Source organism: Micromonospora sp. CA-111912, from assembly GCF_050948415.1.
GTDB lineage: Bacteria > Actinomycetota > Actinomycetes > Mycobacteriales > Micromonosporaceae > Micromonospora.
In genome coordinates, this window is the sequence record NZ_CP192007.1 from 789,206 (window position 1) to 814,626 (window position 25,421).

Genomic DNA, 25,421 nt, shown 5'->3' on the forward strand with positions numbered 1-25,421 from the left:
GGTGCGGCGGGCCGGCAAGGTCCGACCCGTGGTAGCGGTGCGGTCGCGCGGGCCCGAGGACATGCGGGAGGATGCCGGGGTGACGGACGAGGTGGACGAGCGGGTCACGACGACGCCCCTGGTCGACGAGGCGGTGAAGAAGGCCGCCGTCGCCTGGGTGGGCGTCGCGGGCGAGCCGGCACGGGCGCTGTGGTGCGTACCGTTCGAGGGGTCGCTCCTGGTGGTGAGCGGTCCCGGCGAGCAGGCGGCACCCGGCCTGGCAGAGGCAGCTGAGGCGCAGGTCACCCTGCGTGGCGACCACGGCGGGCGGATCGTCGCCTGGCCGGCCCGGGTGGCCCGGGTGACTCCCGACAGCGAGGAGTGGACGGCCCTGGCCCCGACGGTGGCCGCCAAGCGGCTGAACGCCTCCGGCCCCACGGCCGACCTGGTGCGGCGGTGGGCCACCGAGGGCTGCGCCCTGGTCCGGCTGGTTCCGGCTGGCGAGCCCACAGCCGGCGCCCGGCTTCCGGACTCCTCGCTCGCTGAGCCGCCCCGACCGGCCCCGGTGGTCCGGGTCACTCGCAGTCCGTTCCGCCTGCACCGGGTCCGCCGCCGCTGAACCGCCCCCCGCTTGCCGCGGTGGGGCAGCGCACTGCCAGCAGGTCAGAGCGGCCGGCCGTGAGATACCAGCGTGCCTGGCGCACCGGCGCGCCCCTGAGGCCCATCGGCCGCCCTCCGACCTGCCTACGGTGCCGGGCCCCCCGCCGCCACCCGGCGCGCGGTAAAGAGCGCCGGCCGGGCGGCCGTAGTCGTCAGTGGGTCCGGGCGGCGTTCGCGGCCCAGCCGGCCCGGAGTCGGGCGGCCGGCGGTGTGGCGGGTCAGGCCGGCACGGCGGCCGGGTCGACCAGCTCGATGACCTCGGTCAGCGAGCGGAGCACCGGCCCGGTCCAGTCCGGTTCGGCGTCGAACACCATGTGCTCGGCCAGGTCCGGGGCAGCCAGCCGCACCGCCGTCAGGCCCGCCTGCTCCGCGCCGGTGAGCTCCCGGCTGCCCCCGTCGCCGACGTACAGGCAGTCGGTCGGCGGCAGCCCCAGCAGCCGGCACGCGGCCAGGTAGAGCGCCGGGTCGGGCTTGCAGCGACCGAGCTCCACCGAGAAGACCCGCACGTCGAGCAGCGGATCGACGGCCAACTGGGGCAGGAACGCCGGCAGTTCGTGGGTGCAGTCGCTGACCAGCCCGGTGCCCAGGCCGCGCTGGCGCAGCGCCGCCAGCACGGGCACCGCCTCGTCGCGCAGCCGGGTGTCGGCCCGGACCGCCCGGTGCCGGGACCGGACCGCCGCGCGCAGCGCGCTCTCCGGCGGGTTCACCCCGGCCTGGTCGCAGACCCAGCGCAGGGTCGCCTGGGCGTCGCCGAACCGCCCGCTGGCGCGCTCGTAATAGCTGCGGTCGAGCACGGCGGCGAGCGCCTCGACCGGGCAACCGAGCAGTTCGGCGGTGGACCGGTGGGCAGTGCCGCGCTGCACGGAACGGGTGAGTGTGCCGAAGAAGTCGAACAGCACCGCATGGAAGACGGGCATGGGGAGGTGCCTCCGGGCGTCGAGGGGGAGGGTCGCCAGCGGAATTCCATGATCGTAACGGAGCGCTGACGTTCTGTGGTGTCCCGTGCCGTGTGAGGATTGCTTTCCGTGTCCGTACCCCCGCAGCACCGCCCGCCGGTCGACGCGCCGACCGTCGGCGTCGTCGCCCTGGCCGTCGTCGCGGTCTCCTCGTCCGGGCCGCTGGTCGCCTTCGCGGCCGCGCCGGCCCTGGCGATCGCCTTCTGGCGGAACCTGCTCTCGGTAGGCGTACTCGGCCCGTTCGTGCTGGCCCGGCGGCGGGCCGAGTTCCGGGCGCTGACCGTCGGCGTGGGCCGGCGCGAGGGCTGGTACTGCGTGCTCTCCGGGGTCGCGCTGGCCGCCCACTTCGCCACCTGGATGCCGAGCGTCCGACTCACCTCCGTGGCCGCTGCCACCGCCCTGGTAGCCACCCAACCGGTCTGGCAGGGGCTGATCGCCCGTGGCCAGGGGCGCCGGCTGCCGGCGGCGGTCTGGGCCGGCATCGGGGTGTCGGTCGGCGGCGCGGCGCTCGCCTCGGGGGCCGACTTCGGCGTCTCCGGCCCGGCGTTCGCCGGCGACCTGCTCGCGCTGGCCGGCGGCATGTTCGCCGCGGTCTACACCGCCCTCGGGGAGCGGGCCCGAAGGACGGTCAGCACCACCACGTACACCACCGTCTGCTACGGGGTGTGCGCGCTGGTCCTGCTGGCGGTCTGCCTGGTCGGCGGGGTGCGACTGGGCGGCTGGGACGCCGGCACGTGGCTGGCGATCCTCGCCCTGGTGGGCGGCGCCCAGCTCCTCGGTCACTCGATGTTCAACTACGCGCTGCGCCGGATCCCGGCGACCACGGTCAGCGTGCTGATCCTGCTGGAGGCCCCCGGGGCCGCCCTGATCGCCTGGGCCTGGCTCGGTCAGCTCCCCCGGGCCACCGCGCTGCCCGGGCTCGCGCTGCTGCTGGTGGGCGTCGTCGTGGTGGTGCTCGGTGGGGCGCGTGCCGGCCGCCGGGTCGTCCCCACCCCGCTGCCGGCCGACGCGACCCCGCTCACCGAGCGTCCGCCGGCCTGACCCGCGTACTTTCCGCGGCGAGTGTCGCGGTTCCGCCCGCCCCGGCGCACCTCTTCGGCGACAGTGCGAGGGGAGAGGGGCGGTGGGATGGGCGAAGGCGGTGGGGAGGGGACGGTCGTCACCCCGGCGGCGGAGTTCCCGGCCCTGGGGCCGGAGGAACTGGGGTCGCTGCGGCGGATCGGGGAACGGTGGCAGGTCACCCGGCGGGACCAGCCGGGGCCGGCGGGTGAACTGCCGGTGGACCCGACCCTCGGGCGGTACCGCCGCCGGCCCGCCCCGAGCCGGTTCGGCCGGCTGGCGCCGATCGAGATGTTCCAGGTCGGCGAGCCCGACGAGCTGGTCGCCACCGAGCCGGCGAACCTGCCCGGCTCCCGCCTCAGTCGCGGCCTCGGTCGGCTCCGCCGGGGGGCGCTCGGGCCGCCGCTGACCAGCTCCGCAGTGCTGTACGAGCGGATGCGCAAGCTGGTCGCCCTGCCGGTGCTCTCCTCCGACCTGCTCAGCTCGGTGGCGTACGGGCCGGAGGCGATGCTGACCGTGCTGGTGCTGGCCGGCAGCACCGCGCTCGGGCTGTCGTTGCCGCTGGCCGCGCTGCTGGTGGTGCTGATGATCACGGTCGGCGTCTCCTACCGGCAGACCATCCCGGCCTACCCGCACGGCGCCGGCTCCTACATCGTGGCCGGCGACAACCTGGGCAGCGGTGCCGGGCTCACCGCGGCGGCCGGGCTGATGATCGACTACGTGCTGACGGTGTCGGTGTCGATGGCCGCCGGCATCCGCGCTGTCACCTCGGCCCTGCCAGGGCTCACCGGGCTCACCGTTCCGCTCGGCGTGCTGATGATCGCGGTGCTGCTCGCCGGCAACCTCCGGGGCGTACGCACCGCCGGGAACCTCTTCGTGCTCCCCACGTACGCCTTCGTCGTCGCGCTGCTGGCGGTGCTCGGCGTCGGCTTCCTCCAGGCGGCCGGCCGGGGCTTCACGGCGCTGCCGCCGCCGGACGTGCCGGTGGCCGAGGGACTGGGCCTGCTGCTGGTGCTGCGGGCGTTCTCGTCCGGGGCGGTGTCGATGACCGGCATCGAGGCGGTGTCCAACGCGGTTCCGGCGTTCCGTCCGACGGAGTGGCGCAACGCGCGTACCACTCTGGCCTGGATGGTCGCCATGCTGGTGGTCCTGTTCGCCGGCATCGTCGTGCTGATCCACCTGAACGGCCTGGTGCCCAGGCCGGGGGAGACGCTGCTGTCCCAGCTCGCCCGGAGCAGCTTCCCCACCGGCCCCTGGTACGCGCTGGTGCAGGCGGCCACCGCGCTGATCCTGTTGCTGGCCGCGAACACGGCCTTCAACGACTTCCCCCGGCTGTTGTTCTTCATGGCCCGGGCCGGGCACGCCCCGCGCCGGTTCCTGCACATGGGGGACCGGCTGGCGTTCGGCAACGGCCTCCTGGCGCTCTCCGTGACGGCGGCGCTCGTCTTTCTCGCCTTCGGCGGGCACACCGAGGCGCTGATCCCGCTCTACGCGGTCGGGGTGTTCCTGGCGTTCACCCTCTCCCAGGCCGGGATGGTGGTGCACTGGCGGCGCCGGCGCGGGGCGGGCTGGCGCCGCCGGCTGGCGGTCAACGCGCTCGGCGCGACGCTGTCCGGACTGGTCCTGCTGACCGCCGCGGTCGCCAAGTTCGCCGAGGGCGCCTGGGCGGTGCTCGTCGCCGTGCCGTTGCTGGTGCTGCTCTTCCACCGGGTACAGCGGCACTACCGGCGGCTGGACCAGGCGCTGGCGCTGCGCCCGCCCGGAACTGTCCCGGCGTCCCCCGGGCCGCCTCTGCCGGCCGAGGGGCAGGAGGTGCCACAGCAGATCCGGCACCTGGTGGTGGTGCCGGTGGCTCGGCTCAACCGGGCCTCGCTGCGCGCCCTCGCGTACGCGGCGTCGCTCGGGCAGCCGACCCTGGCGGTACACCTCGCCCCGAACGAGGAGGAGGCCGACCGGTTCCGTGGGCAGTGGGAGGCGTGGGGGGACCACCTGCGGTTGGAGACGATCGTGTCGCCGTACCGGGCGGTGATCGGGCCGCTGGCCCACTACCTGGAGGCGCTGCACGCCTCCAGGGCCGACCTGGTGCTCACGGTGATCGTGCCCGAGGTGGTGCTGCGCCACCCCTGGCACCGGCCGTTGCACAGCCAGGTGGAGCGGCGGCTGCGCCGGGCGCTGCGGGAGCTGGCCGGGGTGGTGGTGACCAGCGTCCCGGTGCACCTGCCCGGGTGACCGACACACTGGTTCCCTCCGTGACCGCCCCGCCCGGCGTCTGTCCGGGTGAGGAGGCCGATTTGACTGACCATGATCGGGCCCGGGCCGGCTTCGCCGAGTTCGTGCGGGCCGAGATCGGCGGGCTGACCCGGCTCGCCCACCTGCTCACCGGTGACCGGCACCACGCCGAGGACCTGGTGCAGGTGGCGTTGGAGCGGGTCGCCGTGCGCTGGGAGAAGATCGACGACCCGGCCGCGTACCTGCGGCGGGTGCTGTGTACCCAGGCGGCGAGCTGGTGGCGGTGGCGCCGCGCCCGGCCGCCCGAGCAGCTCGGTGCGGCCCCGCCGGACCGGTCCGGCGCGGTCGCCGACGACACCGACCTGCGGCTGGTGCTGCGAGCGGCGCTGGCCCGGCTGACCGTGCGGCAGCGGGCCGTGCTGGTCCTGCGCTACTACGAGGACCGTTCCGAGGCCGAGACCGCCGAGCTGCTCGGCTGCCGGATCGGCACGGTCAAGAGCCAGACCCGGCACGCACTCGGCCGGCTGCGTGTCCTCGCCCCAGAACTCGCCGAGCTGGCCGGCCGCGGCTGGCAGGAGGTGTCCCGGTGAACCCGTTCATGTCTCTCATGCGGTCCGCCGTCGACGACGTTCCGCCAGCCGTCGTACCGGTGGACCTGTTCGACCAGGCACGGACCCGACACCGTCGTCGGCGAGCTGTCGCAGCCGGTGCGCTCGCCGTCGTGCTGCTGCTCCTGGGCAGCGGGTACGCGCTGCGTCCGGTGGCCCTGCCCGCGCCCGCCGCCCCCCGGCTCGACGCACCGGGCCTGCCCGACCGGTTGGTCGCCCCGCCGCTACGCGCCGCCGACGTCGCCGCGTCGGCGCCAGGCCGGGCGGCGATGCTCTTCGGCGGGCCGGCCGTGCGGGACGGCTGGAACGAGAGCCGGCTCGGCGTGGTCGCCGCCGCCGCCGACCGGTACCGGGTGCTCGATCCGGCCGCCCCGGTCGGCACCGGGTTCGAGGCGCTGCTCTCCCCGGACGGCCGGTACGTCCTCGCCGCCGGCCGGCTGTACGACCTGGAGACCGGGCGGTCGGCCCCGGACATGTCTGGTGGCATCCCGCTGGCCTTTTCCCCGGACGGGACGCGGCTGGTGCACGCCGCCGAAGAGACGTTCGCCCCGCCGAACACCTACGCCACCCCGTATGTCGGGGTGTGGGACCGGGCCCGCCGGGCCGACGTGCTGCGGCTCCGGGTGGGCACCGCATGGGTGGCCCCGAACGGCGCGGCGGCGCTCTCGCCTGACGGCGGGGAACTGGCCGTGCAGGTCCGCGACGAGGTGTGGCTGGCCAGGGCGGCCGACGCCGGCTCGGATGGCGTGGCCGAGCCGTACCGGAAGGTGCCGCTGGGCGGGGGACGGCTGGCCGGGGCCGGCTCCTGGCTGCCCGATGGGCGCACGGTGGCGATCCTGGACCGGCAGGCGTGCGGCGACTGCCCAGCGGGCCCGTACGCGCGTACCTGGCGGCTGGCGACCTGGAACGTCGCCGAGGGTGCGTTCACCCGTGGGCCGAGCTTCCCCGAGCTGCGCTCGGCCAGCTACGTCCATCTGCTCGGCTGGCGGTCGGCGGACGAGGCGGTCGCCCTGGTCGGAGTCTCCGCCGTGCCCGCCGCCGAGCGGCCGGACGAGCACGACGTCGCCTGGAGCCCGTACAAGGTACAGGACACCGTCGGGGTGGAGCTGGTGGTGCTGCGCCGGGGGGCCGCCGCCCCGGAGATGCTGTTCCGCACCCCGGACGGGATCACCGAGCTGGCGGTCGCCGCCGACCTCGCGGTCGACGGCACGGTCCGTCCCGCAGGAACGCCGGACTTCGGCCCGCCGCCGGTCTGGCTGCTCGCCCTGGCGCTGGTCGGGGCGCTGGTCGTTGCCGTTCCGGCATGGGCGCTCCTGCGCCGGCTGCGCCGGTCGCCCTCCCAGGGCGGCGGCCGGACCTGATCGGCGGCCGGGCGGTAGGGCCCTGCTCGACGGCCGGGCTGCGGGTGGGTCCTGTTCGCCCGCCCCGGCCGTCACGCCGCTACGCCGACCGCCTTCGCGCTGGCCGTCCAGAGGCGGGCGGCGAGCCGCGGGTCGGCGGCCTTGCGCAGCGGGCGGCGGGGCCGTCGGTCGGCGTAGTAGCCGCCGGACGTCAGCCTGGCCGGCTCCTGGTCGGCGAGCCAGACCAGCGTCTCGGCGCCCTTCTCCGGGCTGCGGAACGGCAGGAGCCGCATGCCCAGGGCCACCAGCCGGCTGTCCGCGCCGAACCGGGTCCGCACCACGCCCGGGTGGAAGCAGTACGCGGGGATCTGCGGCCAGCGCCGGGCGGCCTCGGCGGTGAACAGGATGTTCGCCTGCTTGCTGGTGCCGTACGCGCGCATCGGCCGGTAGCCGCGCAGCGTGGCGTTGAGGTCGTCCGGGTCCAGTACGCCGCTGCGGTGCGCCCCGGAGGCGGTGACCACCAGCCTGCCGACCCGATCCCGTAGCAGGGTGCTGAGCAGGAACGGGGCCAGGTGGTTGGCCTGCATCGACAGCTCGAACCCGTCGATCGTGGTGACCGGGCGCAGCACGATCGCCCCGGCGTTGTTGGCCAGCACGTCGATCCGGTCGTACGCGGCGCGTAGCCGTTCCGCCAGCCCTCGAACGTCGTCGAGGACCGCGAAGTCGGCCCGGAACAGTTCGGGCCGCTCGCCGCTGGCGTCCCGCACCCGGTCGCCGGCCGCCTGGAGGCGGGCCGGGTCCCGGCCGACCAGTGCCACCTGGTCGCCGCGGCGCGCCAGTTCCACGGCGGCGGCCAGCCCGATGCCGGAGCTGGCTCCGGTCACCACCACGATCCGACGCCCAGTGAGATCTTCCACAGGTCCATTCACCCCGGTCACGGCACGAGGTTACCGTGGCGTCACAAGCACCTTTGCGATCGTTAAGTCCGCCGGCGCGGCGGGCCCCGTCAGCCCGTCGGCCGGTTCGCCGACGCGGGAAGGAGCGCATCCATGACCGCTGTCGGTCGTCCTCGCCGGTCCTGCCTCGCCGTGCCCGGTTCCAGCGTCAAGATGCTCGGCAAGGCCCAGGGCCTCCCCGCCGACCAGGTCTTCCTGGACCTGGAGGACGCGGTGGCCCCGCTGGCCAAGCCGGACGCGCGCAAGAACATCGTGGCCGCGCTCAACGAGGGCGACTGGGCCGGCAAGACCCGGGTGGTCCGGGTCAACGACCTCACCACCCCGTGGACGTACCGGGACGTGATCGAGGTCGTCGAGGGGGCCGGCGCCAACCTGGACTGCGTGATGCTGCCGAAGGTGCAGAACGCCGCCCAGGTGCAGTGGCTGGACCTGACGCTCACCCAGATCGAGAAGACCCTCGGCCTCGAGGTCGGCCGGATCGGCATCGAGGCGCAGATCGAGAACGCCGCCGGCCTGGTCAACGTCGACGCCATCGCCGCCGCGTCGCCCCGGGTGGAGACCATCATCTTCGGGCCGGCCGACTTCATGGCCTCGATCAACATGAGGTCCCTGGTGGTGGGCGCGCTCATCCCCGAGTACCCGGGCGACCCGTACCACTACATCCTGATGCGCATCCTGATGGCTGCCCGGATGCACGACAAGCAGGCCATCGACGGCCCGTTCCTGCAGATCCGGGACATCGACGCGTTCCGGGAGGTGGCCGGGCGGTCGGCCGCGCTGGGCTTCGACGGCAAGTGGGTGCTGCACCCCGGGCAGATCGACGCCGCGAACGAGGTCTACTCGCCGGCCCAGGCCGACTACGACCACGCGGAGCTGATCCTCGACGCGTACGAGCACTACACCTCGGAGGCGGGCGGCCGGCTCGGCGCGGTGATGCTCGGCGACGAGATGATCGACGAGGCGTCCCGCAAGATGGCGTTGGTGATCGCGGCCAAGGGTCGTGCGGCCGGGCTGACCCGCACCTCCAGCTTCACGCCCCCAGCGGGGTGACCCGGTGCCGCCCCGGGCGCGGGGCGGCACCGCGTAGCGCCGGCCCAGCGTCAGTAACTGCTGCTGCTCGTGCTGCCCGCGTAGATCGCGATGCCGATCATCACGATGTAGAAGATGATCCCCAGCACTATCAGGCCGGTGAGGATCCAGCCGACGATGATGGCCGCCTTCGCCATCCCCTCCCCGCCCTCGCCGGTCTGCCGGATCTGCTTCTGGGCGACGTGACCCATGATCGCGCCCACCGGCGCGGTGATGCAGGAGGCGATGCCGACCAGGGCGAGCACCAGTGCCGCGATGGCCAGGCCGTTGGTCCTCGGCGGCTGCGGGTACCCGTACCCGGGGTAGCCGGCCGGCGGGTAGCCGGCGGGTGCGTAGCCGGGCACGGCGTACGGGTCGGCTGCGGGCACGGGCTGCCCCGACTTCATCCCCGCGTACGGGTCGACGGGCGCGTACGGGTCCGGGCCCGTCGGCTGGCCGGGGATTGGTTGCCCGCTGACCGGCAGGGTGGGGTCGACGGGCGGGGTGGACGGCTGGGACCAGGGGTCGGTGCCGGACGGCGGCGGATATGTCATCGGTTCTCTCCGTCTGTCGAGGGTGCGCGGTCAGGGTAGCCAGGCCCGCCCAAGATGGGCGTCCCCGTTACCGGGTGCCGCGTTGCCCGGCGGGGGCGTAGCGGGCAGGATCTCGGCATGGCAGCAGACGCGCGGTCCGCGGACCGTTCCGGAAGCCGACCGCGGCGGGACGCGAGCCGACCGGGCCTGGCCCGGCGCGGCCGGGTCACCGCCGCGACAGCCCCGGCCGACCAGGACGCCCCGGCGCCGCTGGCCGACCCCGTAACCATGCGGCTCGACGGCAGGGTCGCCCTGGTCACCGGGGCCGGCAGCCCCGACGGCATCGGGTACGCCACGGCCCGCCGGCTGGCCGACCTGGGCGCCCGGGTGGCCATCGTGTCCACCACCCGGCGCATCCACGAACGGGCCGGCGAGCTGGGGGTGACCGGGTTCGTCGCCGACCTCACCGACGAGTCGGAGGTCGGGGCGCTCGCCGACGCGGTCGCCGAGCAACTCGGCGACGTGGAGGTGCTGGTCAACAACGCCGGCCTGGCCAGCCGGGCCAGCCCCGAGGTGCTGCGCCCGGTGGCCCAGCTCAGCTACGCGGAGTGGCACGGCGAGATCGAGCGGAACCTGACCACCGCGTTCCTGTGCAGCCGCGCGTTCATCGGCGGGATGGCCGAGCGTGGCTGGGGGCGGATCGTCAACCTGGCGGCCACCGCAGGCCCGGTCAACGCCCTGCCCACCGAGGCGGCGTACGCCGCCGCCAAGGCGGGCGTGGTCGGCCTGACCCGGGCGCTGGCGATGGAGATGATCGCCGACGGGGTGACGGTGAACTCGGTGGCCCCGGGGACCATCCACACGGCTGCCTCCACCGTGGCGGAGATCCGGCAGGGGCTCGGCACCCCGGTGGGCCGCCCCGGCACCCCGGACGAGGTGGCCGCCGCGATCGCGTTCCTCTGCTCGCCCGCGGCGTCGTACATCACCGGGCAGATGCTGGTGGTGGACGGCGGGAACAGCGTGCGGGAGGCTCAGTTCCGGTGACCCGGCCCGGGCGTCAGTTGTAGGAGCTGCCGCCGCCGGAGCTGCCCCAGATCGCCAGCGCCATCCACCCGCAGCAGGCCAGCAGGCCGATCGCGGTGAAGAGGTAGCCGAGGATCAGGCCCCAGGTGGCGAGTTGGTCGCCCTCCTCGCCGGTGCGCCGGAGCTGCTGCTTGGCCACGTGCCCGAACACGATGCCGGCAGGCGGGAAGACGAACGCGAAGACCAGCGACAGCACGGCGAGGATGTTCGTCGCCCGGCCGGGCGGCGGCTGGCCGGGGTACTGCCCTGGCTGGCCGTACTGCCCGTAGCCCGGGGGTGGGCCGTACTGGCCCGGTTGCCCGTACTGCTCGTATCCCGAGGGCGGGCCCGACTGGCCGGGCTCGCCGGGCGGCGGCTCGTACGGCGACGGCGGCTGGTCCGGCTCCTGCGGTGGATAACTCATTCGGCCCCTCCCGCGCACCCTTGGTGACCTGCCCTGTTGCGGACGCTACCCGCAGCGGTGAACCTTTTCACAGCGGTTGTGTGGACAGGGTGCCTTGGCCTCGCCGGCCGGGAGGCAGATACTTACCGAGCGTTCAGTTACCCACGAGTAATGCGCCGATCCCCGGAGGCTGAGATGGCCCGACTCGCCCAGACACCCGGCCTGACCGACGTGCAGCGGTCGATCCTGGAAACCGTCCGGGAGTTCGCCGACAAGGAGATCATCCCGCACGCGCAGCGGCTGGAGCACGCCGACGAGTACCCCACCGACATCCTCGACGGGATGCGCGAGATGGGGCTGTTCGGCCTCACCATCGCCGAGGAGCACGGTGGGCTCGGCGAGTCCCTGCTGATCTACGCCCTGGTGGTCGAGGAGCTGTCCCGGGGCTGGATGTCGATCTCCGGCATCGTCAACACCCACTTCATCGTGGCGTACCTGATCTCCCAGCACGGCTCGGCCGAGCAGCGGGCCCGGCTGCTGCCGCGAATGGCGACCGGCGAGGTGCGCGGCGCGTTCTCCATGTCCGAGCCCGAGTGCGGCTCCGACGTCTCGGCGATCAAGTCCAGGGCGGTCCGCGACGGCGACAACTACGTCCTGAACGGCCAGAAGATGTGGCTGACCAACGGGGCGTACTCCTCGGTGGTGGCGACCCTGGTCAGGACCGACACCGGCGCCGACTCGGTGTACGGCAACATGAGCACCTTCCTGCTGGAGAAGGAGCCCGGCTTCGGCGAGACCGCGCCCGGCCTGACCATCCCCGGCAAGATCGACAAGATGGGCTACAAGGGGGTCGAGACCACCGAGATGGTCCTCGACGGCGTCACCGTCCCCGCCGCCACCGTGCTCGGCGGACCGGACAAGGTCGGCCGCGGCTTCTACCAGATGATGGACGGCATCGAGGTCGGTCGGGTCAACGTCGCCGCCCGCGCCTGCGGCATCTCCATCCGCGCCTTCGAGCTGGCCGTCGCGTACGCCCAGCAGCGGAAGACCTTCGGCCAGCCGCTGGCGAGGCACCAGGCGATCGCCTTCAAGCTCGCCGAGATGGGCACGAAGATCGAGGCCGCGCACGCCCTGATGGTCAACGCCGCCCGGCTCAAGGACGCCGGCCAGCGCAACGACGTCGAGGCCGGGATGGCCAAGCTGCTCGCCTCCGAGTACTGCGCCGAGGTGGTCCAGGAGGCGTTCCGCATCCACGGCGGCTACGGCTACTCCAAGGAGTACGAGATCGAGCGGCTGATGCGGGAGGCCCCGTTCCTGCTCATCGGCGAGGGCACCTCGGAGATCCAGAAGACGATCATTTCGCGTGGCCTGCTCAAGGAGTACAAGCTCTGACCGGTCCGGTCGGGGCGACGCCCCATCGGGGCAGGCGGATCAGGGCAGGCGGGTCAGGCCGGCGGCGGCGCGCTCGACGATGAGGCAACGGTCCTCGACATAGTCGATCCCGGCCTCCTCGGCGATCCGCCGCGCCTCCGGCGAGACGATTCCGAGCTGCAACCAGACCGCGGGTGCGCCGATCGCCACCGCCTCGCGGACCACGCCGACCGCGTCCCGGGCCGGGCGGAACACGTCCACCAGGTCGACCGGGTGCGGGATGTCGGCCAGCGACGCGTACGCCTGCTCGCCGAACAGCTCATCGACCGTCGGGTTGACCGGAATGATCCGCCAGCCGTACCGCTGCATCTGCGCCGGCACCCGGTGCGCGGCCTTGCTCGGGTCTCGGGATGCGCCCACGACGGCGATCACGGCGGAATCGGCGAGGAGTTCCTGGGCGGTGCGCACCCCCCGACTGTAACCGGCCGGTCGGGTGTTGCGGGCGAAGCGGTTGTGGCTGACCACCGCCGTTGGCGCTGAGGTCGCCGGTGTCGGTGGTGACGTCCCGAAGTGACCCGGCCCGAAGTGCCCCGGTGGGCCGGTCGTCCCGGCGAATTCCGGGATGTCGAACGTGCGAACTGTCGCGCCGGGCAGCGCCGGCGGCAGGGGTGGAGCCGCCGGCGCTGCCCGCTCGGAACCGCCCTCGTCCGGGGGAGCGGAGAGGTTGTCCCAGCGCATGGCCTTATTCGAACACGTGTGCGAAAGAAGCGCAAGTGGCCTGCCGGGCAGCCAGGAGGGCGTCGGGGGTGGCGCTCGGCCTACCCGTCGGAGACCTGGCGCAGCTGGTCCGGCTCGGCGACGTACCGGCTCTGCTGGCCCTCGATCTCGGCGCGGCGTCCTGGCCCAGGTCGGCACCGGCCGTACCGGTACTTTCCGGCCGCCGCCGCCGCCGCCGCCGCCGCCGCCGCCGCGACGACCGGCCCCGGTCCCGGCGACGGCCTCACCCCGGGACGCGACGACGGCCGGGCCCCGGAGCTGGGGCTCGGCCGTCGCGGTGGTCGGTTCAGTGGTTGTGCTCGGCCAGCTTCTTGCGGACGTCGTCCATGTCGAGGCCCTGAACCTGCTCGATGAGGTTCTCCAGGGCGGACTCGGGCAGGGCGCCGGGCTGGGAGAAGACGATCACGCCGTCCCGGATCGCCATGATCGTCGGGATGGAGCGGATGTCGAACTTGGCACCCAGTTCCTGCTGCGCCTCGGTGTCGACCTTGCCAAAGATGATGGACGGGTGCTTCTCCGAGGAGCGCTCGTAGACCGGGGCGAACCGCTTGCACGGGCCGCACCACTCGGCCCAGAAGTCGACGAGGACGATGCCGTCGCTGCCCGCCACCTCGTCGAAGTTCCCCGTGGTCAGCTCAACGGTTGCCATTTGCACTCTCCGATCACCGAGGAATCAACTACGCCTCCTGAAACCAGGACGGGTGCCCACGAATTCCCGGCCGACCGGTGCCGAAACCCCGCCGGCCGGCGGGCGGGAGCCCAGGGACATCGACCCACATCTGTCGTCCCCGGCGTGCGGCATGCACATGCACGACGCATTTGCGTGACGAGCCGTGATGGGAGCGCTTCCACAGCCGATGGCCCAGGCGGCGGCGCTGTGTCGGTGATCTGATGCCTGACTAGCGCCGATCCCGACCTGCGGAGATCGCTCCGGAACTGGTTGACGGTCACGCAGAGTATTGTTACGAAAAGATAAATGTGACGTCGGTCTCTGTTCGTTTGGCACCGCCGTACGGCAGAATCTGTCGCATCAGAGCGTGGGCGGCGGGTGCCGGGGAGGGCCCCGCCGCTCATTGCGTCTCCCCCCAAGTGCTGCCGCCGGTGTGACATTTCCTCGGCCGGCCGGCCTCGGCCCCTGCCTTAACACTCGATAAGGCATGCTGGCCCGAACTCTGTCGCCGCCGTTAAGGGGACATCGATGCAGTTCGGCCGCTACTACGAGGAGTTCGAGGTCGGCGCGGTCTACCGGCACTGGCCGGGCAAGACCGTCACCGAGTACGACGACCACCTCTTCTGCCTGCTCACCATGAACCACCACCCCCTGCACCTGGACGCCCACTACGCCGAGTCGGCGAGCCAGTTCCAGCGCAACGTGGTGGTCGGCAACTACATCTACTCCCTGCTGCTCGGCATGTCCGTCCCCGACGTCAGCGGCAAGGCCATCGCGAACCTCGAGGTCGAGTCGCTGCGGCACGTGGCCCCGACCTTCCACGGCGACACCATCTACGGCGAGACCACCGTGCTGGACAAGCGCGAGTCCGGCTCGAAGCCCGACCGGGGGGTCGTCTCCGTGGAGACCCGCGGTTACAAGCAGGACGGCACCATGGTCTGCGTCTTCCGCCGCCGGGTGATGGTCCCCAAGCGGGAGTACGCGGCCAACGCCGTAGGAGAGGGCGTCGACCCGGAGCGGCCGAGCTTCCCCGAGCCGCGCTGACCCTCCCGTTTGGCATCGGGCCCCGCCCGCCGTCTTCCGCGGGTTGGGGCCCTTTCCCTGGTCGGAGGCTTATGCTGGCGCCGGAGGTCCCCATGAGCCACTCCGTCGCCGGAGAGCCGCCCTCTGCCGGCCGCCGCGCCGCACCGCTGACCACCGCCGTCTACTCGGCCGCCGAGTGGGACCTGCTGACCGGGCTGCCCGGCCGCGTGCTCGTGGCCGCCGCCACGCCCGCCACCGGACGCCCGACGCGGGGCGTCGGCGCCGGGCTCGCCGGCCTGGACGCCGTGGCGGCGGGCCGTGCCTCCGACAGCGACCTGGTCCGTGCCGTGGTGGCCGCCATCTACGCCCGGCACGACGGGGCGCCCGCCCCGGCCGGCCGGCTCACCGACCTCGTCGACCTGCTGCCCGCCTGCCGGGCCGCGGTGCGGGTGCTGCGCCGCCGGGCCGACCCCGCCGACTCGGCCGCGTACCGGCAGTGGGTGCAGTCGGTGGCGGCCCGGGTCTGCCGGGTCACCGTCGGTGGGGTCCCGGCCCCGGCGGACGTGCCCACCGCGCCGGCCGACCGGCGCTTCCTGGACCGGCTCTGTGGTGCGCTCGACCTGGGCTGATCAGGCCGCCGTTCCCGCCGGCCGGCGACCGGCCCCGCGGGCACCCCAAGGCCGGCGGCCGACGGGCGGACCGTACCCTCTTCAGACCGTGACGGGTGACCAGATCGAAGTCGGCGTGGGGCCGTGGCCCGGCGACCGGCCGGAGGACCCCCGGTACGACCCGGAGCTGCTCGCCGAGGGCGACCGGCGCAACGTGGTGGACCGGTACCGGTACTGGCGGCGGGAGGCCGTGGTCGCCGACCTCGACCGGCGCCGGCACGACTTCCACGTGGCCGTCGAGAACTGGCAGCACGACTTCAACATCGGCACGGTGGTCCGCAACGCCAACGCCTTCCTCGCCGCCGAGGTGCACATCGTCGGGCGGCGGCGGTGGAACCGGCGCGGTGCCATGGTGACCGACCGGTACCAGCACGTCCGGCACCACGAGACGATCGACGAGTTCGTCGCCTGGGCGGTGGAGCGGGACCTGCCGGTGGTCGGCATCGACAACCTGCCCGGCTCCCGACCGCTGGAGACGACCACCCTGCCGCGCCGCTGCGTGCTGCTCTTCGGCCAGGAGGGCCCGGGGCTGTCCGAGACCGCCCGGGCGGCCTGTGACCAGCTCTTCTCGATCGCCCAGTACGGCTCGACCCGATCGATCAACGCCGGGGTGGCCAGCGGCATCGCGATGCACGCGTGGATCCGGGCCCACGCCGGCCCGCCGCCCGACTGAGCCGGTGTCCACACCGGTCCGCCGGCCCCGATTTGGGCGGGGCGCCGGCCCGATGACCCTGCGCCGCGGTCGGGCACGGTCGGTGGAATCCCGCCCCGACGCGCCGGGGGAACGGCCGCTCGACTTGACTGCCCGGCCGTCCGGGGTGACGGTGGAAACGTGAGTGTCACGGTGAGTTGTCCGAGGTGTGGTGGATCCGTGCGGGAGCCGGACCTCATGCACACCGAATGGCGGTGCCTGCGCTGCGGCCCGGTGCCGCCGTTGCACGTGCCCGAGCACATCGGCGCGGAGATCATCGCCAGCGTGGTGGACCGGGTCGCCGCCGCCGCGCCCGGGGCGGAGCCGGCCACGCCGGTGTGGTGCCCCTGGCCACTGCCGCCCGGCTGGACCCTGACGGGCGTGGCGTACGCCGGCGACGAGCGGACCGGGGTGCGGGCCACCGCGATCGCCTGCGCCGGGCCCGAGCCGCTCGGCGGCGGCCCCGCCGATCTGGTCTTCGTGGCCGAGGAGCCGGGCGTGGGCCTGGGTACCCGGCTCGCCGGGCTGGCGGGCCCCGATCCGGGCCCGCAACTCGCCGAGGCGTTGAACGAACCCGGCCCCGGGCATCCGGAGCACATCGGACAGGCCAGGATCCGGGTGGCCGGCCATCCGACTCCACTGTGGCTCGTGAATTCTCCGACAGATCGAAGCGCGTACGCCGGCGAGGCTCGGGGAATGTGGCTCCATGCGATAGCCTGGCCGGCGAGTGCGGGGCATCTGCTCGCCGAGGACGTGGAGTTGCGCGACCTCACGGAGTGGACGCCGTCCGAGCTCGTGTACGGCGCACCGTCCCCGTACCTGCACGGGAAGGCCTGACAAGTCTCCCGTTCTGTCGGAGAACGGACGCAAAGATTCACTGTACGACACCTTACTGATACTCTGGGTGCCGCTGCGGTAAATGGACCCGGCGCCAGCGCGAGAGGATGGCCCGCCATGGTCAAGAAGGTCCTCACCTGGGCCGGTATCGCATTCTTGATCTTCTTTGTCGCGTACCGGCCGAACTCGGCCGCAGACGTCTTCAAGTCGATCGGTGGCGGCATCATGGACATCGCCCAAGGCTTCGGCGACTTCTTCACCAGCCTCATCGCCTAGCCGCCGATGGGAAGCCCTTCCGGCCCCCCCTTCGATCCCGACGACCCCGACCGGGGGCGCCGGGATCGAGACACGGAGCCGATTCCCCGGGTCCGACCCGACGACGTGCCGGGTTCCCGTTCTGGTCCCTCGGACGGCCCCCCGTTCTCCGACGACGTCGGCTACGGCGACGGTCCGTACGCGGGCGAGGAGCGCTCCGGGCGTGCCTGGGTCCGCGACCCCGAGGCCGGCTACCAGGCCCCGCAGATCTCCGAAGAGGAGCTGGCCGGCCTGCGGGTCGACGCCTCCGGCATGCCGCTGGGCCCCCGGCGGGTCCTTCCGCTGGAAGACGAGCCCAGCTCGCTCGTCGCCCGCTACCTCTTCCCCACCGAGCGGTACCGGGGCGAGTGGAAGCGGCACTGGATCCACCTCACCACGCCGATCCTGGTGGGCATCGCCGCGACCTTCGTCCTCGGCTACCTCTCCGGCTTCCTCGCCGGGCGGGACGTGGGCGCGCTGACCACCGTCGCGGTGCTGCTCTGGTTCGCCGTGATGGGCTGGGTCGCCTGGCGGGTCGCCGACTGGTGGTACGACCGCTTCATCCTGACCAACAAGCGGGTGATGGTCGTCAACGGCATCATCACCCGCAAGGTCGCGATGATGCCCCTGGCCCGGGTCACCGACATGAAATACGAGCAGAGCCCGACCGGCCGGGCGCTCAACTACGGCACCTTCGTGCTGGAGTCCGCCGGCCAGGACCAGGCGCTCCGCGAGATCAAGAACCTGCCCAACCCCAACGAGCTCTACCTGCGCGTCGTCGAGGAGATGTACGAGCCGCAGGCAGTCGAGGCGCGGTTGGGCAAGGAGGCGGACGAGGCCAAGGCCGACGACGGCGCCTGAGAATTCCGTCCGAACATCGGAGAACAAGGCACCAATCGCCGTCGACCGACGCGCCCCGGCGTGGCAGCCTGCCAGCAGGGCACGGGGGTGCGGGAGGTGGGCGTGGCCGGTAGGGACCCGCTGGAGGAGGATTTCCGTGAGTTCGTCGAGGCCCGTTCCGGTGCCCTGCTGCGCACCGCGTACCTGCTCGCCGGGGACTGGGCCACGGCCGAGGACCTGCTCCAGACGGCCCTGACCAAGACGTACCTGGCCTGCCGGCGGCTCGGCGGGATCGACGCGATCGAGCCGTACGCCCGCCGGGTCATGGTCAACACCTCGACGAGCTGGTGGCGGCGACGCTGGCACGGGGAACGGCCGACGGAGGTGTTGCCCGAGCGGGCCGGGACCGACGAGATCGAGCAGCAGCTCGACCGGGACGTGCTCTGGCGGCACCTCAGGGCGCTGCCCAGCCGGCAACGGGCGGTGCTGGTGCTGCGCTTCTACGAGGACATGTCGGAGGCGCAGACCGCCGCGTTGCTGGAGATCTCCCCGGGAACGGTGAAGAGCCAGACGTCCCGGGCGCTGGCCACCCTGCGCCGCCGACTGGGCGAGCAGGCGGCCCTCGACCTGCCCGACCTGCCCGGGTCGACGCGGTCCGCCGGCCGGGATGCGCCGCGTCGCCCGTCCCGGGCCGCGGCGTCCGACGCCCCCGTCCCGGGCCGGGCCGGCCCGCGCCCCGGCGCGTCCCGGACGCCGCCGCTCCGGCCCGCGCCGGCCGGGGAGCCGCCCCGCGTGCCCGCACCCGCCTCGTCCCGCGTGCCCGCACCCGCCTCGTCCCGCGTGCCCGCACCCGCCTCGTCCCGCGTGCCCGCACCCGTCTCGTCCCGCGTGCCGGCCGATGCCCAACGTGCCGCCGGCGCCCCACGCCGCAGCGGCCACCCGAAGGACTCGGCAGCGGTGGCCGCCCCCACCCCGCCGGTCGCCGACGCCGTCGCGGCCGACGCCGTCGCGGCCGACGCCGTCGGGGCCTCGACCCGGGCCGTCGGCGCGGAGAGGCGGTGAGCGGCGTGCCGATCCCCGCTGACAACCGGACGAGGGGCCCCGGGCGTCCAATGGATGTGCCGAGAGACGAGCTGGAGCGCGCGGTCCGGGAGACCCTGTCCCGGCAGGCCGCCACGCTCCGACCCCTCGCAGTGGACCCGGCCGGGCTGGCCATCCGGCGCGCCAACCGCACCCGTCGCCGCCGTACCCTGACCGGCATCGCCCTCGCCGGGGCGGCCACCGTGCTGGTCAGTGCCGGCCTGGTGCAGCTCGGTGCGCAGGCGGGCCATCCGACCACCCCGACCGTGGTGCTCGGCGATCCGCGTGAAGCCACCGCCAGCCCGACCCCGCACCTGGTGGCGAGCCCGTCGGCCGGGGCCGCCCGACCGAATCCCGGCCCGGGCGGCTCCGCCGTCGACCTGATCGTCGGCACGACCCTGCGTACCACCCGGGGCGGGAGCATCCCGCTCGGGCTGGGCGCGGTCGACCGGGCCCAACGCATCCCCGACGAGGGCGGCTGGCTGGTGGTGAGCGGTCCGACCGCGGCGGGCCGGACCCTGGTCTCCGTGCGGCCGGACGGCAGCAGCCAGGTGCTCCTCGCGGGCGCGGAAGCCATCGCCGTCGCCACCACCGGCCGGCAGGTGGCCTGGCGGGACGGGGACCGGATCACCCTCGCCGGAATCGTCGGCGAGCGACTGGTCGCGGTCACCAGCACGCCGGCCCCCGGGCCGTCCGTCCCGGTCGGCTTCGTCGGCGACGCCGTCCTCGTGCGCCTCGACCCCACCCGTCCCGGGTACGCGGTGTGGCGACCGGCCGCGGGCGGGCTCTCCGCCGGCACCGGGGACCACGTCCTCGCCGTCCACGGGACGCTGCCGGACGGCCGGGCGATCGGCGTGGTAGCCACCGGTACGCCCGGCCGGCCCTGCCTGGCGCTGCTCGACCCAGCCCGGAACCTCGCCGTGACCCGTACCGCCTGCGGGCCGGCCCTCGACGCCGACGGGTTCGGCGCGGTCTCCGCCGACGGGCGCTGGCTGCTTGCCAACGGCCGCACCGGCGCGTCGAAGGCCACCGGGGCGCTCCTTGTCGACCTGGCCACCCTCGACGGGACGCCGGTGGCCCGCCGAGCCGGTCCGGCACTGGCCGGCGCGGCGGCCTGGACCCCGACCCGGACCGCCGGGTACGTCGACGGGCGCGGCTGGCTCGTGCAGGTGCGCACCGAACGGGCGCTCGCCGGGGAGCAGGCCGACGCCGCCCCCGTGGCCGGCGTCGATGCGGGCGGCCGGCCGGTGGTGGTCACCGACGTGACCCCCTGACCTCCCGCCCTGGCCGGGGCCGTGCCGGTGGCGGGTAGCGTCGGGCGATGACCCCGCACCCCGGGCCGGCAGCCCGCATCGACCTGCACACCCACTCGACGGCCAGCGACGGCACCCTCACCCCGGCCGAGCTGGTCCGGGCCGCAGCCGACGCCGGGCTGGACGTGTTGGCGATCACCGACCACGACACCACCGCCGGCTGGGCGCCCGCCGTGGCGGCGCTGCCTCCCGGGCTGACCCTGATCCGTGGCGCGGAGATCTCCTGCCGCTGGTACGGGGCCGAGCCGGCGGTGGCGCTGCACCTGCTCGCGTACCTCTTCGACCCGAACCACCCGGAGCTGGTCGCGGAGCTGGCCCTGATGCGGGCCGGCCGTGAGGTGCGTGGGGAGCGGATCGTCGAACTGCTGCGTGCCGACGGCATCGAGGTGAGCTGGCCGGAGATCCTGGCCGGTGCGGCCGGCGGGACGGTGGGCCGGCCGCACATCGCCCAGGCGCTGATCCGGGCCGGGCTGGTGACCACCACCGTCGAGGCGTTCGGGTCGGCCTGGCTGGGGGAGCGCTACCGGCTGCCCAAGGAGGACCTCGACGTGTTCCGGGCGGTCCGGCTGGTCCGGGCGGCCGGCGGCGTGCCGGTCCTCGCCCACCCGAGGGCCAGCCGGCGGGGGCCGATCGTGCCGGACGGGCTGATCGTCGAGCTGGCGGCGGCCGGTCTCGCCGGCCTGGAGGCCGACCACGAGGACCACTCGCCCGCCGAGCGGGCGCACGTGCGGGCGCTCGCCGCCGAGCTGGGCCTGTTCGTCACCGGCTCGTCCGACTTCCACGGCACCCACAAGACCGTCCAGCTCGGCGCGTTCACCACGGCCGTCGAGGTGTACGAGCGGATCCTGGCCGAGGCCGGCGGGGTGACGCCTGTCGCTTCGACCTGATCCGCTTCCACCCGCGCCGCTACCGTGTCCGGGTGGATGCCAAGCTCTTCGGCGAGGTCTTCGTCACCCTGCTGGTCATCGTCGACCCGCCGGGCATGATGCCGATCTTCCTCGCGCTCACCGGGCCGCTGCCCGCCCGGGACCGGAACCGGGCGGCGTGGCAGGCCGTGGCGCTGGCGCTCGGGGTGATCGTGGTCTTCGCCGTGGCCGGGCAGACCCTGCTCGCCTACCTGCACGTGGACCTGCCGGCGCTCCAGGCGGCCGGCGGGCTGCTGCTGGTCCTGGTCGCCCTGGAGCTGCTCACGGGCAAGGCCGACGACCCCACCCAGCAGTCCACCTCGAACATCGCCCTGGTGCCGCTGGGCACCCCGCTGCTGGCCGGGCCGGGCGCGATCGTGGCGACCATGCTCTTCGTCCAGCAGGCCGACCGGGCCACCGACTACGGCGCCATCGCGGCGGCCATCGTCGCGGTGATGCTCACGGTCTGGCTCGTGCTGCGCTTCTCCGGCGGAATCGTCAAGATCCTGCGGCCCGGCGGGATCGAGGTGCTCACCCGGATCGCCGGCCTGCTGCTCGCCGCCATCGCGGTGCAGCTCATCGCGGACGCCGTCGCTGCCTTCGTCACCCAGTACGTCAACATGGCCTGAGTCGACCGACCCGACCCGCCGACGGGGTCGGGCGGAGCGTCGTACCGGGGTGGCAGGATCGGTGGGGTGCGACGAGCCTCCTCACCCGGACGATCCACCTCCGGACGATCCACCTCCGCTGGGGCCCCCCGGGCCCGCGCCGGCCAGCCCGAGCAGCTCGGCTTCGACGGCATGCCGGAGCGGTTGTTCGTCTGCACGCCCAGCAAGCTCGGCGCGTACGCGGACTGCCCCCGCCGCTACCGCTACTCGTACGTCGACCGGCCGGCGCCGCCGAAGGGCCCGCCCTGGGCGCACAACTCGCTCGGCGCGAGCGTGCACACCGCCCTGAAGAACTGGTACGCGCTGCCCGCCGACCGCCGCCGACCGGAGGCGCTGGTCGCGCTGCTGAAGGGCACCTGGGTCCGCGACGGTTACCGCGACGACGAGCAGGAGCGGGAGGCGTACCGGCGGGCGCTGGGCTGGCTGGAGTCCTACGTCGACACCCTGGACCCGGAGGCCGAACCCGTCGGCGTCGAGCGGGTGGTGGCGGTCAAGACGGCGGTGCTGGCGTTCAACGGCCGCACCGACCGGATCGACTCCCGACCCGGCCCCGACGGCCCGGAGCTGGTGATCGTGGACTACAAGACCGGCCGTGCCGGGACGGACGCCGACGACGCGCGCGGCTCCCAGGCGCTGGCCCTCTACGCGTACGCCGCCGAGCGGGTGTTCCGCCGGCCGTGCCACCGGGTGGAGCTGCACCACCTGCCCACGGGGACCATCGCGGCGCACGAGCACACCGCCGAGTCGCTGACCCGGCAGCTCACCCGCGCCGAGGAGACCGCGCGGGACATCATGGCCGCCGAGCGGGCGGTCGCCGACGGGGCCGACCCCGACGAGGCGTTCCCCACCACGCCCGGGCCGCGCTGCGGCTGGTGCGACTACCGCCGCACCTGCCCCACCGGCTCGCAGACGCCGGGTAAGGAGCCCTGGGCGGCGATGGAGCGCACGGCCTGACGGCCTGACCGGCACCGCACCGCACGGCCTGACCGGCACCGCACCGCCGCGGTCGAGGGGGGCCAGGACCCGGCAGGCATCAGGCGGCGACGCTGGCCGCCCGAGCCTTGGCGGCCTGCTGCAACGGGCCCTCCCGCCAGCGGCGCGGCAGGGCCGCCAGGGCGAGCCGGAGGGCGCGCACGCTGAGGTCGGCCGACAGTTCGGTGGTCGGCAGCCCCAGCCCGCCGTACATCCGGCGGGCCCAGGGCGGCAGCAGCGCGAACGCGGTGCCGGCGACGCCGAGGTACGCGAACCGGGCCGGCCCGAGGCTCAGCCCGATCCGGGCCGGGAGGTTGAGCTTCCACGGGATCGGCGGAGCGGTGAGGAAGACGGCCGTCTCCGCCGCCTCCCGGGTGATCCGCAGGGCCGGCCGGACCCGCCGGTAGTACTCCGCCACCTCCGCGGCGGTGCCGGGCACGTCCGCCGGGTCCAGCCCGACCAGGGCCGCGACCCGGCGCTGCTCGCCGTAGTAGCCGTCCACCTCGGCGTCGGTCAGCCGCAGCCCGGCGCGGCGGGCGGTGCTGAGGAACGACTCCACCTCGGCCACGTGCACCCAGCGCAGCAACTCCGGGTCGTCGACGCGGAACTCCTCCCCGGTGGCCGGGTCGGTGGCGCGCAGCCGGGCGTGCAGCCGGCGTACCCGCGCCCCGGCGGCCTCGGCCTCGGCGGTGGTGCCGTAGATGGTGGTCGCCACGTACGTGGCGGTGCGGACCAGCCGCCCCCACGAGTCGGCGCGGTAGTCGCTGTTCTGCGCCACCCCGGCGACGGCCCGGGGATGTAGCGCCTGGAGGTAGAGCGAACGCAGGCCGGCGACGATCAGGATCGGCTCCTCGTGCACTTTCCACGTGACCGATCCCGGACCGAACAGGCCGAGGTCATCGGAGTCCACCCGACCAAGGGTGCCACGCCCCGAGCCCGGCCGGCGGGGGTGGTGTCAGTCGTCGGTGGAGCGGCGGGACTGGCAGGCCGGGCAGAGCCCCCAGAAGGTGACCTCCGCCTCGTCCACCTCGAAGCCGTACGCGATGTTCGGGTCGAGGCACGGGGCCGCGCCGACCGCGCAGTCGATGTCGGCGATCTCGCCGCAACCCCGGCAGACCACGTGGTGGTGGTTGTCTCCGGCCCGCGCCTCGTAGCGGGCGGGGCTGCCGGCCGGCTCGATCCGGCGGGACAGCCCGGCCCGGGACAGCGCGCCGAGGACGTCGTAGACGGCCTGGGTGGAGACGGAGTCGAGGCGTTCCCGCACCCGGCGGGTGATCTCGTCGACCTCCAGGTGGCCGCCGGCGGCGAGGACGTCCAGCACGGCGAGGCGCGGCCGGGTGACCCGTAGGCCCCTCGACCGGAGCAGCTTCTCACCACCGGACATGAGGTCAATGACAACACGGCCCCCACCAGGCGACAAGCGAGCTCCTCGACCGGGTGGCCCGGGCCACAGCCCGCCATCGTTCGGGCCACGGGCTGAACCGGGCAATCGACGCGTGCGTGTACCCGTTCGTCAGCACTGCCGTGGCGTCGGACCGTCGTACGCTGGCTGCCGCGGACCGCGTCCACTGCCGGAGGTGTCGGGTGTTCAGGGAGATCAACGGGCTGCCAGGCCACGTTCTGGTGATCCACGCCGCCGTGGTGTTCGTTCCGCTGCTGGCCGTGCTGGCTGCGGCTTACGGGTTGCTGCCGAGGTGGCGCCCCCGGCTCGGCTGGGCGGTGGCCGCCCTCGCGGTGGTCACCCCGATCGTCACCTGGGTGGCGACGGAGTCGGGCGAGGCGCTGGAGGATGCGCTGCGGGAGAAGGGCTACCCGCCGCAGATCCTCGACCAGGTCCACGAGCACGCGGAGTACGGCGGGACGCTGCTCTGGTTCACCGTCGGCCTCGCCGTGGCGGCCCTCCTCCTGCTGCTGGTGACCCGCAACGACGACCGGGTCTCCCGGCTGCCCTCCTGGGCGCCCCTGCTGTTGACCGTGGTGGTGGTCGTGCTCGGGGTGGCCTCGCTGGTCTACGTCTACCTGACCGGCGACACCGGCGCCCAGGCGGTCTGGGGCGGCACCCTCTGACCGTCCGTGCGGCGAGCCGGCCCGGTCAGAAGATCGCCCGGGAGCAGAGCAGGCAGACCAGGGCGACCAGCACCACCGCTGCGGCCCCGCCGACGCTCCAGGTGACCCACTGGGCGCGCTGTTCCTCCACGTCCAATCCGGCCGTGTCCTGCGGCGGCAGGTGCCGGGGCGGGGCCGCCCGCAGGTACACCGGGGGCCGCCAGCCGGGCGGCGGGGGCGTGGTGGGCGGCGGCCCGCCGTACCCGGCCGCCGGGCCGGGACTGTCGGTGCAGGCCGGCCGTTCCTGGCCGGTGGCCGCGCCGCCGGGGGCGTCCGGCGGGCGGCGCCAGTAGTCGTCCTCGGGGCGGTCACCGCTGGGCGTCGTCACGCCGTCCGACGCTACCAACCCCGGG

30 protein-coding genes are annotated in these 25,421 nt (G+C 74.1%); 20 read left to right on the top strand and 10 right to left on the bottom strand.

What is annotated here, in order from left to right; translation table 11 throughout:
• Window positions 1-61: 61 nt before the first annotated feature.
• A complete protein-coding gene (locus ACQPZO_RS03715) occupies window positions 62-598 on the top strand; it encodes a hypothetical protein (RefSeq protein ID WP_433350767.1) in 537 nt (178 codons plus the stop codon).
• A gap of 259 nt (window positions 599-857) precedes the next feature.
• Here ACQPZO_RS03715 and ACQPZO_RS03720 read toward each other — a convergent pair whose 3' ends face one another.
• Complete coding sequence (locus ACQPZO_RS03720; RefSeq protein ID WP_433347039.1) at window positions 858-1,556, bottom strand: HAD family hydrolase; 699 nt, start codon at window positions 1,554-1,556, stop codon at window positions 858-860.
• Window positions 1,557-1,655: 99 nt separating this feature from the next.
• On the opposite strand from ACQPZO_RS03720, the gene ACQPZO_RS03725 reads away from it, so the two are divergent.
• From ACQPZO_RS03725 to ACQPZO_RS03740, 4 genes are all read left to right on the top strand, one after another.
• A complete protein-coding gene (locus ACQPZO_RS03725) occupies window positions 1,656-2,636 on the top strand; it encodes a DMT family transporter (RefSeq protein ID WP_433347041.1) in 981 nt (326 codons plus the stop codon).
• A gap of 87 nt (window positions 2,637-2,723) precedes the next feature.
• A complete protein-coding gene (locus ACQPZO_RS03730) occupies window positions 2,724-4,883 on the top strand; it encodes an APC family permease (protein ID WP_433347043.1) in 2,160 nt (719 codons plus the stop codon).
• A 62-nt stretch (window positions 4,884-4,945) separates the two neighbouring features.
• Window positions 4,946-5,473, top strand: a complete 528-nt coding sequence (locus ACQPZO_RS03735) for a SigE family RNA polymerase sigma factor (protein WP_433347045.1) — start codon at window positions 4,946-4,948, stop codon at window positions 5,471-5,473.
• Window positions 5,470-6,852, top strand: coding sequence for a hypothetical protein (locus ACQPZO_RS03740; RefSeq protein ID WP_433347046.1), 1,383 nt, complete (start codon window positions 5,470-5,472; stop codon window positions 6,850-6,852). Before ACQPZO_RS03735 ends, ACQPZO_RS03740 begins: the two co-directional genes overlap by 4 nt.
• A gap of 71 nt (window positions 6,853-6,923) precedes the next feature.
• Here the strand turns inward: ACQPZO_RS03740 and ACQPZO_RS03745 are convergent, their stop codons facing one another.
• The gene (locus tag ACQPZO_RS03745) at window positions 6,924-7,748 is read right to left on the bottom strand and encodes an SDR family NAD(P)-dependent oxidoreductase (RefSeq protein WP_433347048.1); all 825 of its coding nucleotides are present in this window, start codon (window positions 7,746-7,748) and stop codon (window positions 6,924-6,926) included.
• 132 nt (window positions 7,749-7,880) lie between these two features.
• Between ACQPZO_RS03745 and ACQPZO_RS03750 the strand changes: the two genes are divergently transcribed.
• Window positions 7,881-8,837: an HpcH/HpaI aldolase/citrate lyase family protein gene (locus ACQPZO_RS03750; RefSeq protein WP_433347050.1), complete on the top strand. Its 957-nt coding sequence runs from the start codon at window positions 7,881-7,883 to the stop codon at window positions 8,835-8,837.
• A gap of 50 nt (window positions 8,838-8,887) precedes the next feature.
• Here the strand turns inward: ACQPZO_RS03750 and ACQPZO_RS03755 are convergent, their stop codons facing one another.
• Window positions 8,888-9,409: a DUF4190 domain-containing protein gene (locus ACQPZO_RS03755; protein ID WP_433347052.1), complete on the bottom strand. Its 522-nt coding sequence runs from the start codon at window positions 9,407-9,409 to the stop codon at window positions 8,888-8,890.
• A 186-nt stretch (window positions 9,410-9,595) separates the two neighbouring features.
• On the opposite strand from ACQPZO_RS03755, the gene ACQPZO_RS03760 reads away from it, so the two are divergent.
• The gene (locus tag ACQPZO_RS03760) at window positions 9,596-10,432 is read left to right on the top strand and encodes an SDR family NAD(P)-dependent oxidoreductase (RefSeq protein ID WP_387020359.1); all 837 of its coding nucleotides are present in this window, start codon (window positions 9,596-9,598) and stop codon (window positions 10,430-10,432) included.
• A 13-nt stretch (window positions 10,433-10,445) separates the two neighbouring features.
• Here ACQPZO_RS03760 and ACQPZO_RS03765 read toward each other — a convergent pair whose 3' ends face one another.
• On the bottom strand, window positions 10,446-10,874 hold the full coding sequence (locus ACQPZO_RS03765) for a DUF4190 domain-containing protein (protein ID WP_433347054.1): 429 nt from the start codon (window positions 10,872-10,874) through the stop codon (window positions 10,446-10,448).
• 174 nt (window positions 10,875-11,048) lie between these two features.
• Here ACQPZO_RS03765 and ACQPZO_RS03770 point away from each other — a divergent pair, with 174 nt between their 5' ends.
• The gene (locus ACQPZO_RS03770) at window positions 11,049-12,245 is read left to right on the top strand and encodes an acyl-CoA dehydrogenase family protein (protein WP_433350770.1); all 1,197 of its coding nucleotides are present in this window, start codon (window positions 11,049-11,051) and stop codon (window positions 12,243-12,245) included.
• 39 nt (window positions 12,246-12,284) lie between these two features.
• Here the strand turns inward: ACQPZO_RS03770 and ACQPZO_RS03775 are convergent, their stop codons facing one another.
• The 3 genes from ACQPZO_RS03775 to trxA all read right to left on the bottom strand — a co-directional run bounded on the left by ACQPZO_RS03775 (window position 12,285) and on the right by trxA (window position 13,650).
• The gene (locus tag ACQPZO_RS03775; protein WP_433347056.1) at window positions 12,285-12,692 is read right to left on the bottom strand and encodes a CoA-binding protein; all 408 of its coding nucleotides are present in this window, start codon (window positions 12,690-12,692) and stop codon (window positions 12,285-12,287) included.
• A gap of 350 nt (window positions 12,693-13,042) precedes the next feature.
• Entirely contained in the window at window positions 13,043-13,228 is a 186-nt protein-coding gene (locus ACQPZO_RS03780; protein WP_433347058.1) for a hypothetical protein, read from the bottom strand.
• A gap of 59 nt (window positions 13,229-13,287) precedes the next feature.
• A complete protein-coding gene (gene trxA / locus ACQPZO_RS03785; RefSeq protein WP_433347060.1) occupies window positions 13,288-13,650 on the bottom strand; it encodes a thioredoxin in 363 nt (120 codons plus the stop codon).
• 549 nt (window positions 13,651-14,199) lie between these two features.
• Here trxA and ACQPZO_RS03790 point away from each other — a divergent pair.
• The 11 genes from ACQPZO_RS03790 (at window position 14,200) to ACQPZO_RS03840 (ending at window position 22,944) form a co-directional block, all read left to right on the top strand.
• Window positions 14,200-14,715, top strand: a complete 516-nt coding sequence (locus ACQPZO_RS03790; protein ID WP_387019458.1) for a MaoC family dehydratase — start codon at window positions 14,200-14,202, stop codon at window positions 14,713-14,715.
• Window positions 14,716-14,786: 71 nt separating this feature from the next.
• Window positions 14,787-15,323: a hypothetical protein gene (locus tag ACQPZO_RS03795; protein WP_433347062.1), complete on the top strand. Its 537-nt coding sequence runs from the start codon at window positions 14,787-14,789 to the stop codon at window positions 15,321-15,323.
• Between the two features lie 88 nt (window positions 15,324-15,411).
• Window positions 15,412-16,035 carry a TrmH family RNA methyltransferase gene (locus tag ACQPZO_RS03800; protein ID WP_433347064.1) on the top strand — a complete coding sequence of 208 codons (624 nt, stop codon included), beginning with the start codon at window positions 15,412-15,414 and terminating at the stop codon, window positions 16,033-16,035.
• A 198-nt stretch (window positions 16,036-16,233) separates the two neighbouring features.
• The gene (locus ACQPZO_RS03805; RefSeq protein WP_433347066.1) at window positions 16,234-16,890 is read left to right on the top strand and encodes a DUF6758 family protein; all 657 of its coding nucleotides are present in this window, start codon (window positions 16,234-16,236) and stop codon (window positions 16,888-16,890) included.
• A gap of 117 nt (window positions 16,891-17,007) precedes the next feature.
• Window positions 17,008-17,166 carry a hypothetical protein gene (locus tag ACQPZO_RS03810; protein WP_165878125.1) on the top strand — a complete coding sequence of 53 codons (159 nt, stop codon included), beginning with the start codon at window positions 17,008-17,010 and terminating at the stop codon, window positions 17,164-17,166.
• Window positions 17,167-17,172: 6 nt separating this feature from the next.
• Window positions 17,173-18,045, top strand: a complete 873-nt coding sequence (locus ACQPZO_RS03815) for a PH domain-containing protein (RefSeq protein WP_433347068.1) — start codon at window positions 17,173-17,175, stop codon at window positions 18,043-18,045.
• Window positions 18,046-18,147: 102 nt separating this feature from the next.
• Complete coding sequence (locus ACQPZO_RS03820; protein ID WP_433347070.1) at window positions 18,148-19,086, top strand: SigE family RNA polymerase sigma factor; 939 nt, start codon at window positions 18,148-18,150, stop codon at window positions 19,084-19,086.
• A 50-nt stretch (window positions 19,087-19,136) separates the two neighbouring features.
• Entirely contained in the window at window positions 19,137-20,378 is a 1,242-nt protein-coding gene (locus ACQPZO_RS03825) for a hypothetical protein (protein WP_433347072.1), read from the top strand.
• Window positions 20,379-20,425: 47 nt separating this feature from the next.
• A complete protein-coding gene (locus ACQPZO_RS03830) occupies window positions 20,426-21,304 on the top strand; it encodes a PHP domain-containing protein (protein WP_433347074.1) in 879 nt (292 codons plus the stop codon).
• 32 nt (window positions 21,305-21,336) lie between these two features.
• Window positions 21,337-21,951, top strand: coding sequence for a MarC family protein (locus ACQPZO_RS03835; RefSeq protein WP_433347076.1), 615 nt, complete (start codon window positions 21,337-21,339; stop codon window positions 21,949-21,951).
• Between the two features lie 171 nt (window positions 21,952-22,122).
• Window positions 22,123-22,944, top strand: coding sequence for a RecB family exonuclease (locus ACQPZO_RS03840; protein WP_396669870.1), 822 nt, complete (start codon window positions 22,123-22,125; stop codon window positions 22,942-22,944).
• 79 nt (window positions 22,945-23,023) lie between these two features.
• Here the strand turns inward: ACQPZO_RS03840 and ACQPZO_RS03845 are convergent, their stop codons facing one another.
• Together ACQPZO_RS03845 and ACQPZO_RS03850 are read right to left on the bottom strand one after the other, a co-directional pair.
• Window positions 23,024-23,872 carry an oxygenase MpaB family protein gene (locus ACQPZO_RS03845; RefSeq protein ID WP_433347078.1) on the bottom strand — a complete coding sequence of 283 codons (849 nt, stop codon included), beginning with the start codon at window positions 23,870-23,872 and terminating at the stop codon, window positions 23,024-23,026.
• Between the two features lie 45 nt (window positions 23,873-23,917).
• A complete protein-coding gene (locus tag ACQPZO_RS03850; protein WP_433347080.1) occupies window positions 23,918-24,346 on the bottom strand; it encodes a Fur family transcriptional regulator in 429 nt (142 codons plus the stop codon).
• A 200-nt stretch (window positions 24,347-24,546) separates the two neighbouring features.
• On the opposite strand from ACQPZO_RS03850, the gene ACQPZO_RS03855 reads away from it, so the two are divergent.
• Window positions 24,547-25,029, top strand: a complete 483-nt coding sequence (locus ACQPZO_RS03855) for a DUF2231 domain-containing protein (protein ID WP_433347082.1) — start codon at window positions 24,547-24,549, stop codon at window positions 25,027-25,029.
• 25 nt (window positions 25,030-25,054) lie between these two features.
• Here the strand turns inward: ACQPZO_RS03855 and ACQPZO_RS03860 are convergent, their stop codons facing one another.
• The gene (locus ACQPZO_RS03860) at window positions 25,055-25,396 is read right to left on the bottom strand and encodes a hypothetical protein (protein WP_433347083.1); all 342 of its coding nucleotides are present in this window, start codon (window positions 25,394-25,396) and stop codon (window positions 25,055-25,057) included.
• Between the last annotated feature and the right edge of the window lie 25 nt (window positions 25,397-25,421).

What these genes read in the sequence shown, in the direction of transcription:
- ACQPZO_RS03795 (WP_433347062.1), top strand. Translation starts at nt 14,787, where the DNA reads ATGCTGGCGCCGGAGGTCCCCATGAGCCACTCCGTCGCCGGAGAGCCG.
- ACQPZO_RS03750 (WP_433347050.1), top strand. Translation starts at nt 7,881, where the DNA reads ATGACCGCTGTCGGTCGTCCTCGCCGGTCCTGCCTCGCCGTGCCCGGT.
- ACQPZO_RS03815 (WP_433347068.1), top strand. Translation starts at nt 17,173, where the DNA reads ATGGGAAGCCCTTCCGGCCCCCCCTTCGATCCCGACGACCCCGACCGG.
- ACQPZO_RS03720 (WP_433347039.1), bottom strand. Translation starts at nt 1,556, where the DNA reads ATGCCCGTCTTCCATGCGGTGCTGTTCGACTTCTTCGGCACACTCACC.
- ACQPZO_RS03810 (WP_165878125.1), top strand. Translation starts at nt 17,008, where the DNA reads ATGGTCAAGAAGGTCCTCACCTGGGCCGGTATCGCATTCTTGATCTTC.
- ACQPZO_RS03850 (WP_433347080.1), bottom strand. Translation starts at nt 24,346, where the DNA reads ATGTCCGGTGGTGAGAAGCTGCTCCGGTCGAGGGGCCTACGGGTCACC.
- trxA (WP_433347060.1), bottom strand. Translation starts at nt 13,650, where the DNA reads ATGGCAACCGTTGAGCTGACCACGGGGAACTTCGACGAGGTGGCGGGC.
- ACQPZO_RS03825 (WP_433347072.1), top strand. Translation starts at nt 19,137, where the DNA reads ATGGATGTGCCGAGAGACGAGCTGGAGCGCGCGGTCCGGGAGACCCTG.
- ACQPZO_RS03730 (WP_433347043.1), top strand. Translation starts at nt 2,724, where the DNA reads ATGGGCGAAGGCGGTGGGGAGGGGACGGTCGTCACCCCGGCGGCGGAG.
- ACQPZO_RS03840 (WP_396669870.1), top strand. Translation starts at nt 22,123, where the DNA reads ATGCCGGAGCGGTTGTTCGTCTGCACGCCCAGCAAGCTCGGCGCGTAC.
- ACQPZO_RS03770 (WP_433350770.1), top strand. Translation starts at nt 11,049, where the DNA reads ATGGCCCGACTCGCCCAGACACCCGGCCTGACCGACGTGCAGCGGTCG.
- ACQPZO_RS03765 (WP_433347054.1), bottom strand. Translation starts at nt 10,874, where the DNA reads ATGAGTTATCCACCGCAGGAGCCGGACCAGCCGCCGTCGCCGTACGAG.
- ACQPZO_RS03715 (WP_433350767.1), top strand. Translation starts at nt 62, where the DNA reads ATGCGGGAGGATGCCGGGGTGACGGACGAGGTGGACGAGCGGGTCACG.
- ACQPZO_RS03790 (WP_387019458.1), top strand. Translation starts at nt 14,200, where the DNA reads ATGCAGTTCGGCCGCTACTACGAGGAGTTCGAGGTCGGCGCGGTCTAC.
- ACQPZO_RS03755 (WP_433347052.1), bottom strand. Translation starts at nt 9,409, where the DNA reads ATGACATATCCGCCGCCGTCCGGCACCGACCCCTGGTCCCAGCCGTCC.
- ACQPZO_RS03830 (WP_433347074.1), top strand. Translation starts at nt 20,426, where the DNA reads ATGACCCCGCACCCCGGGCCGGCAGCCCGCATCGACCTGCACACCCAC.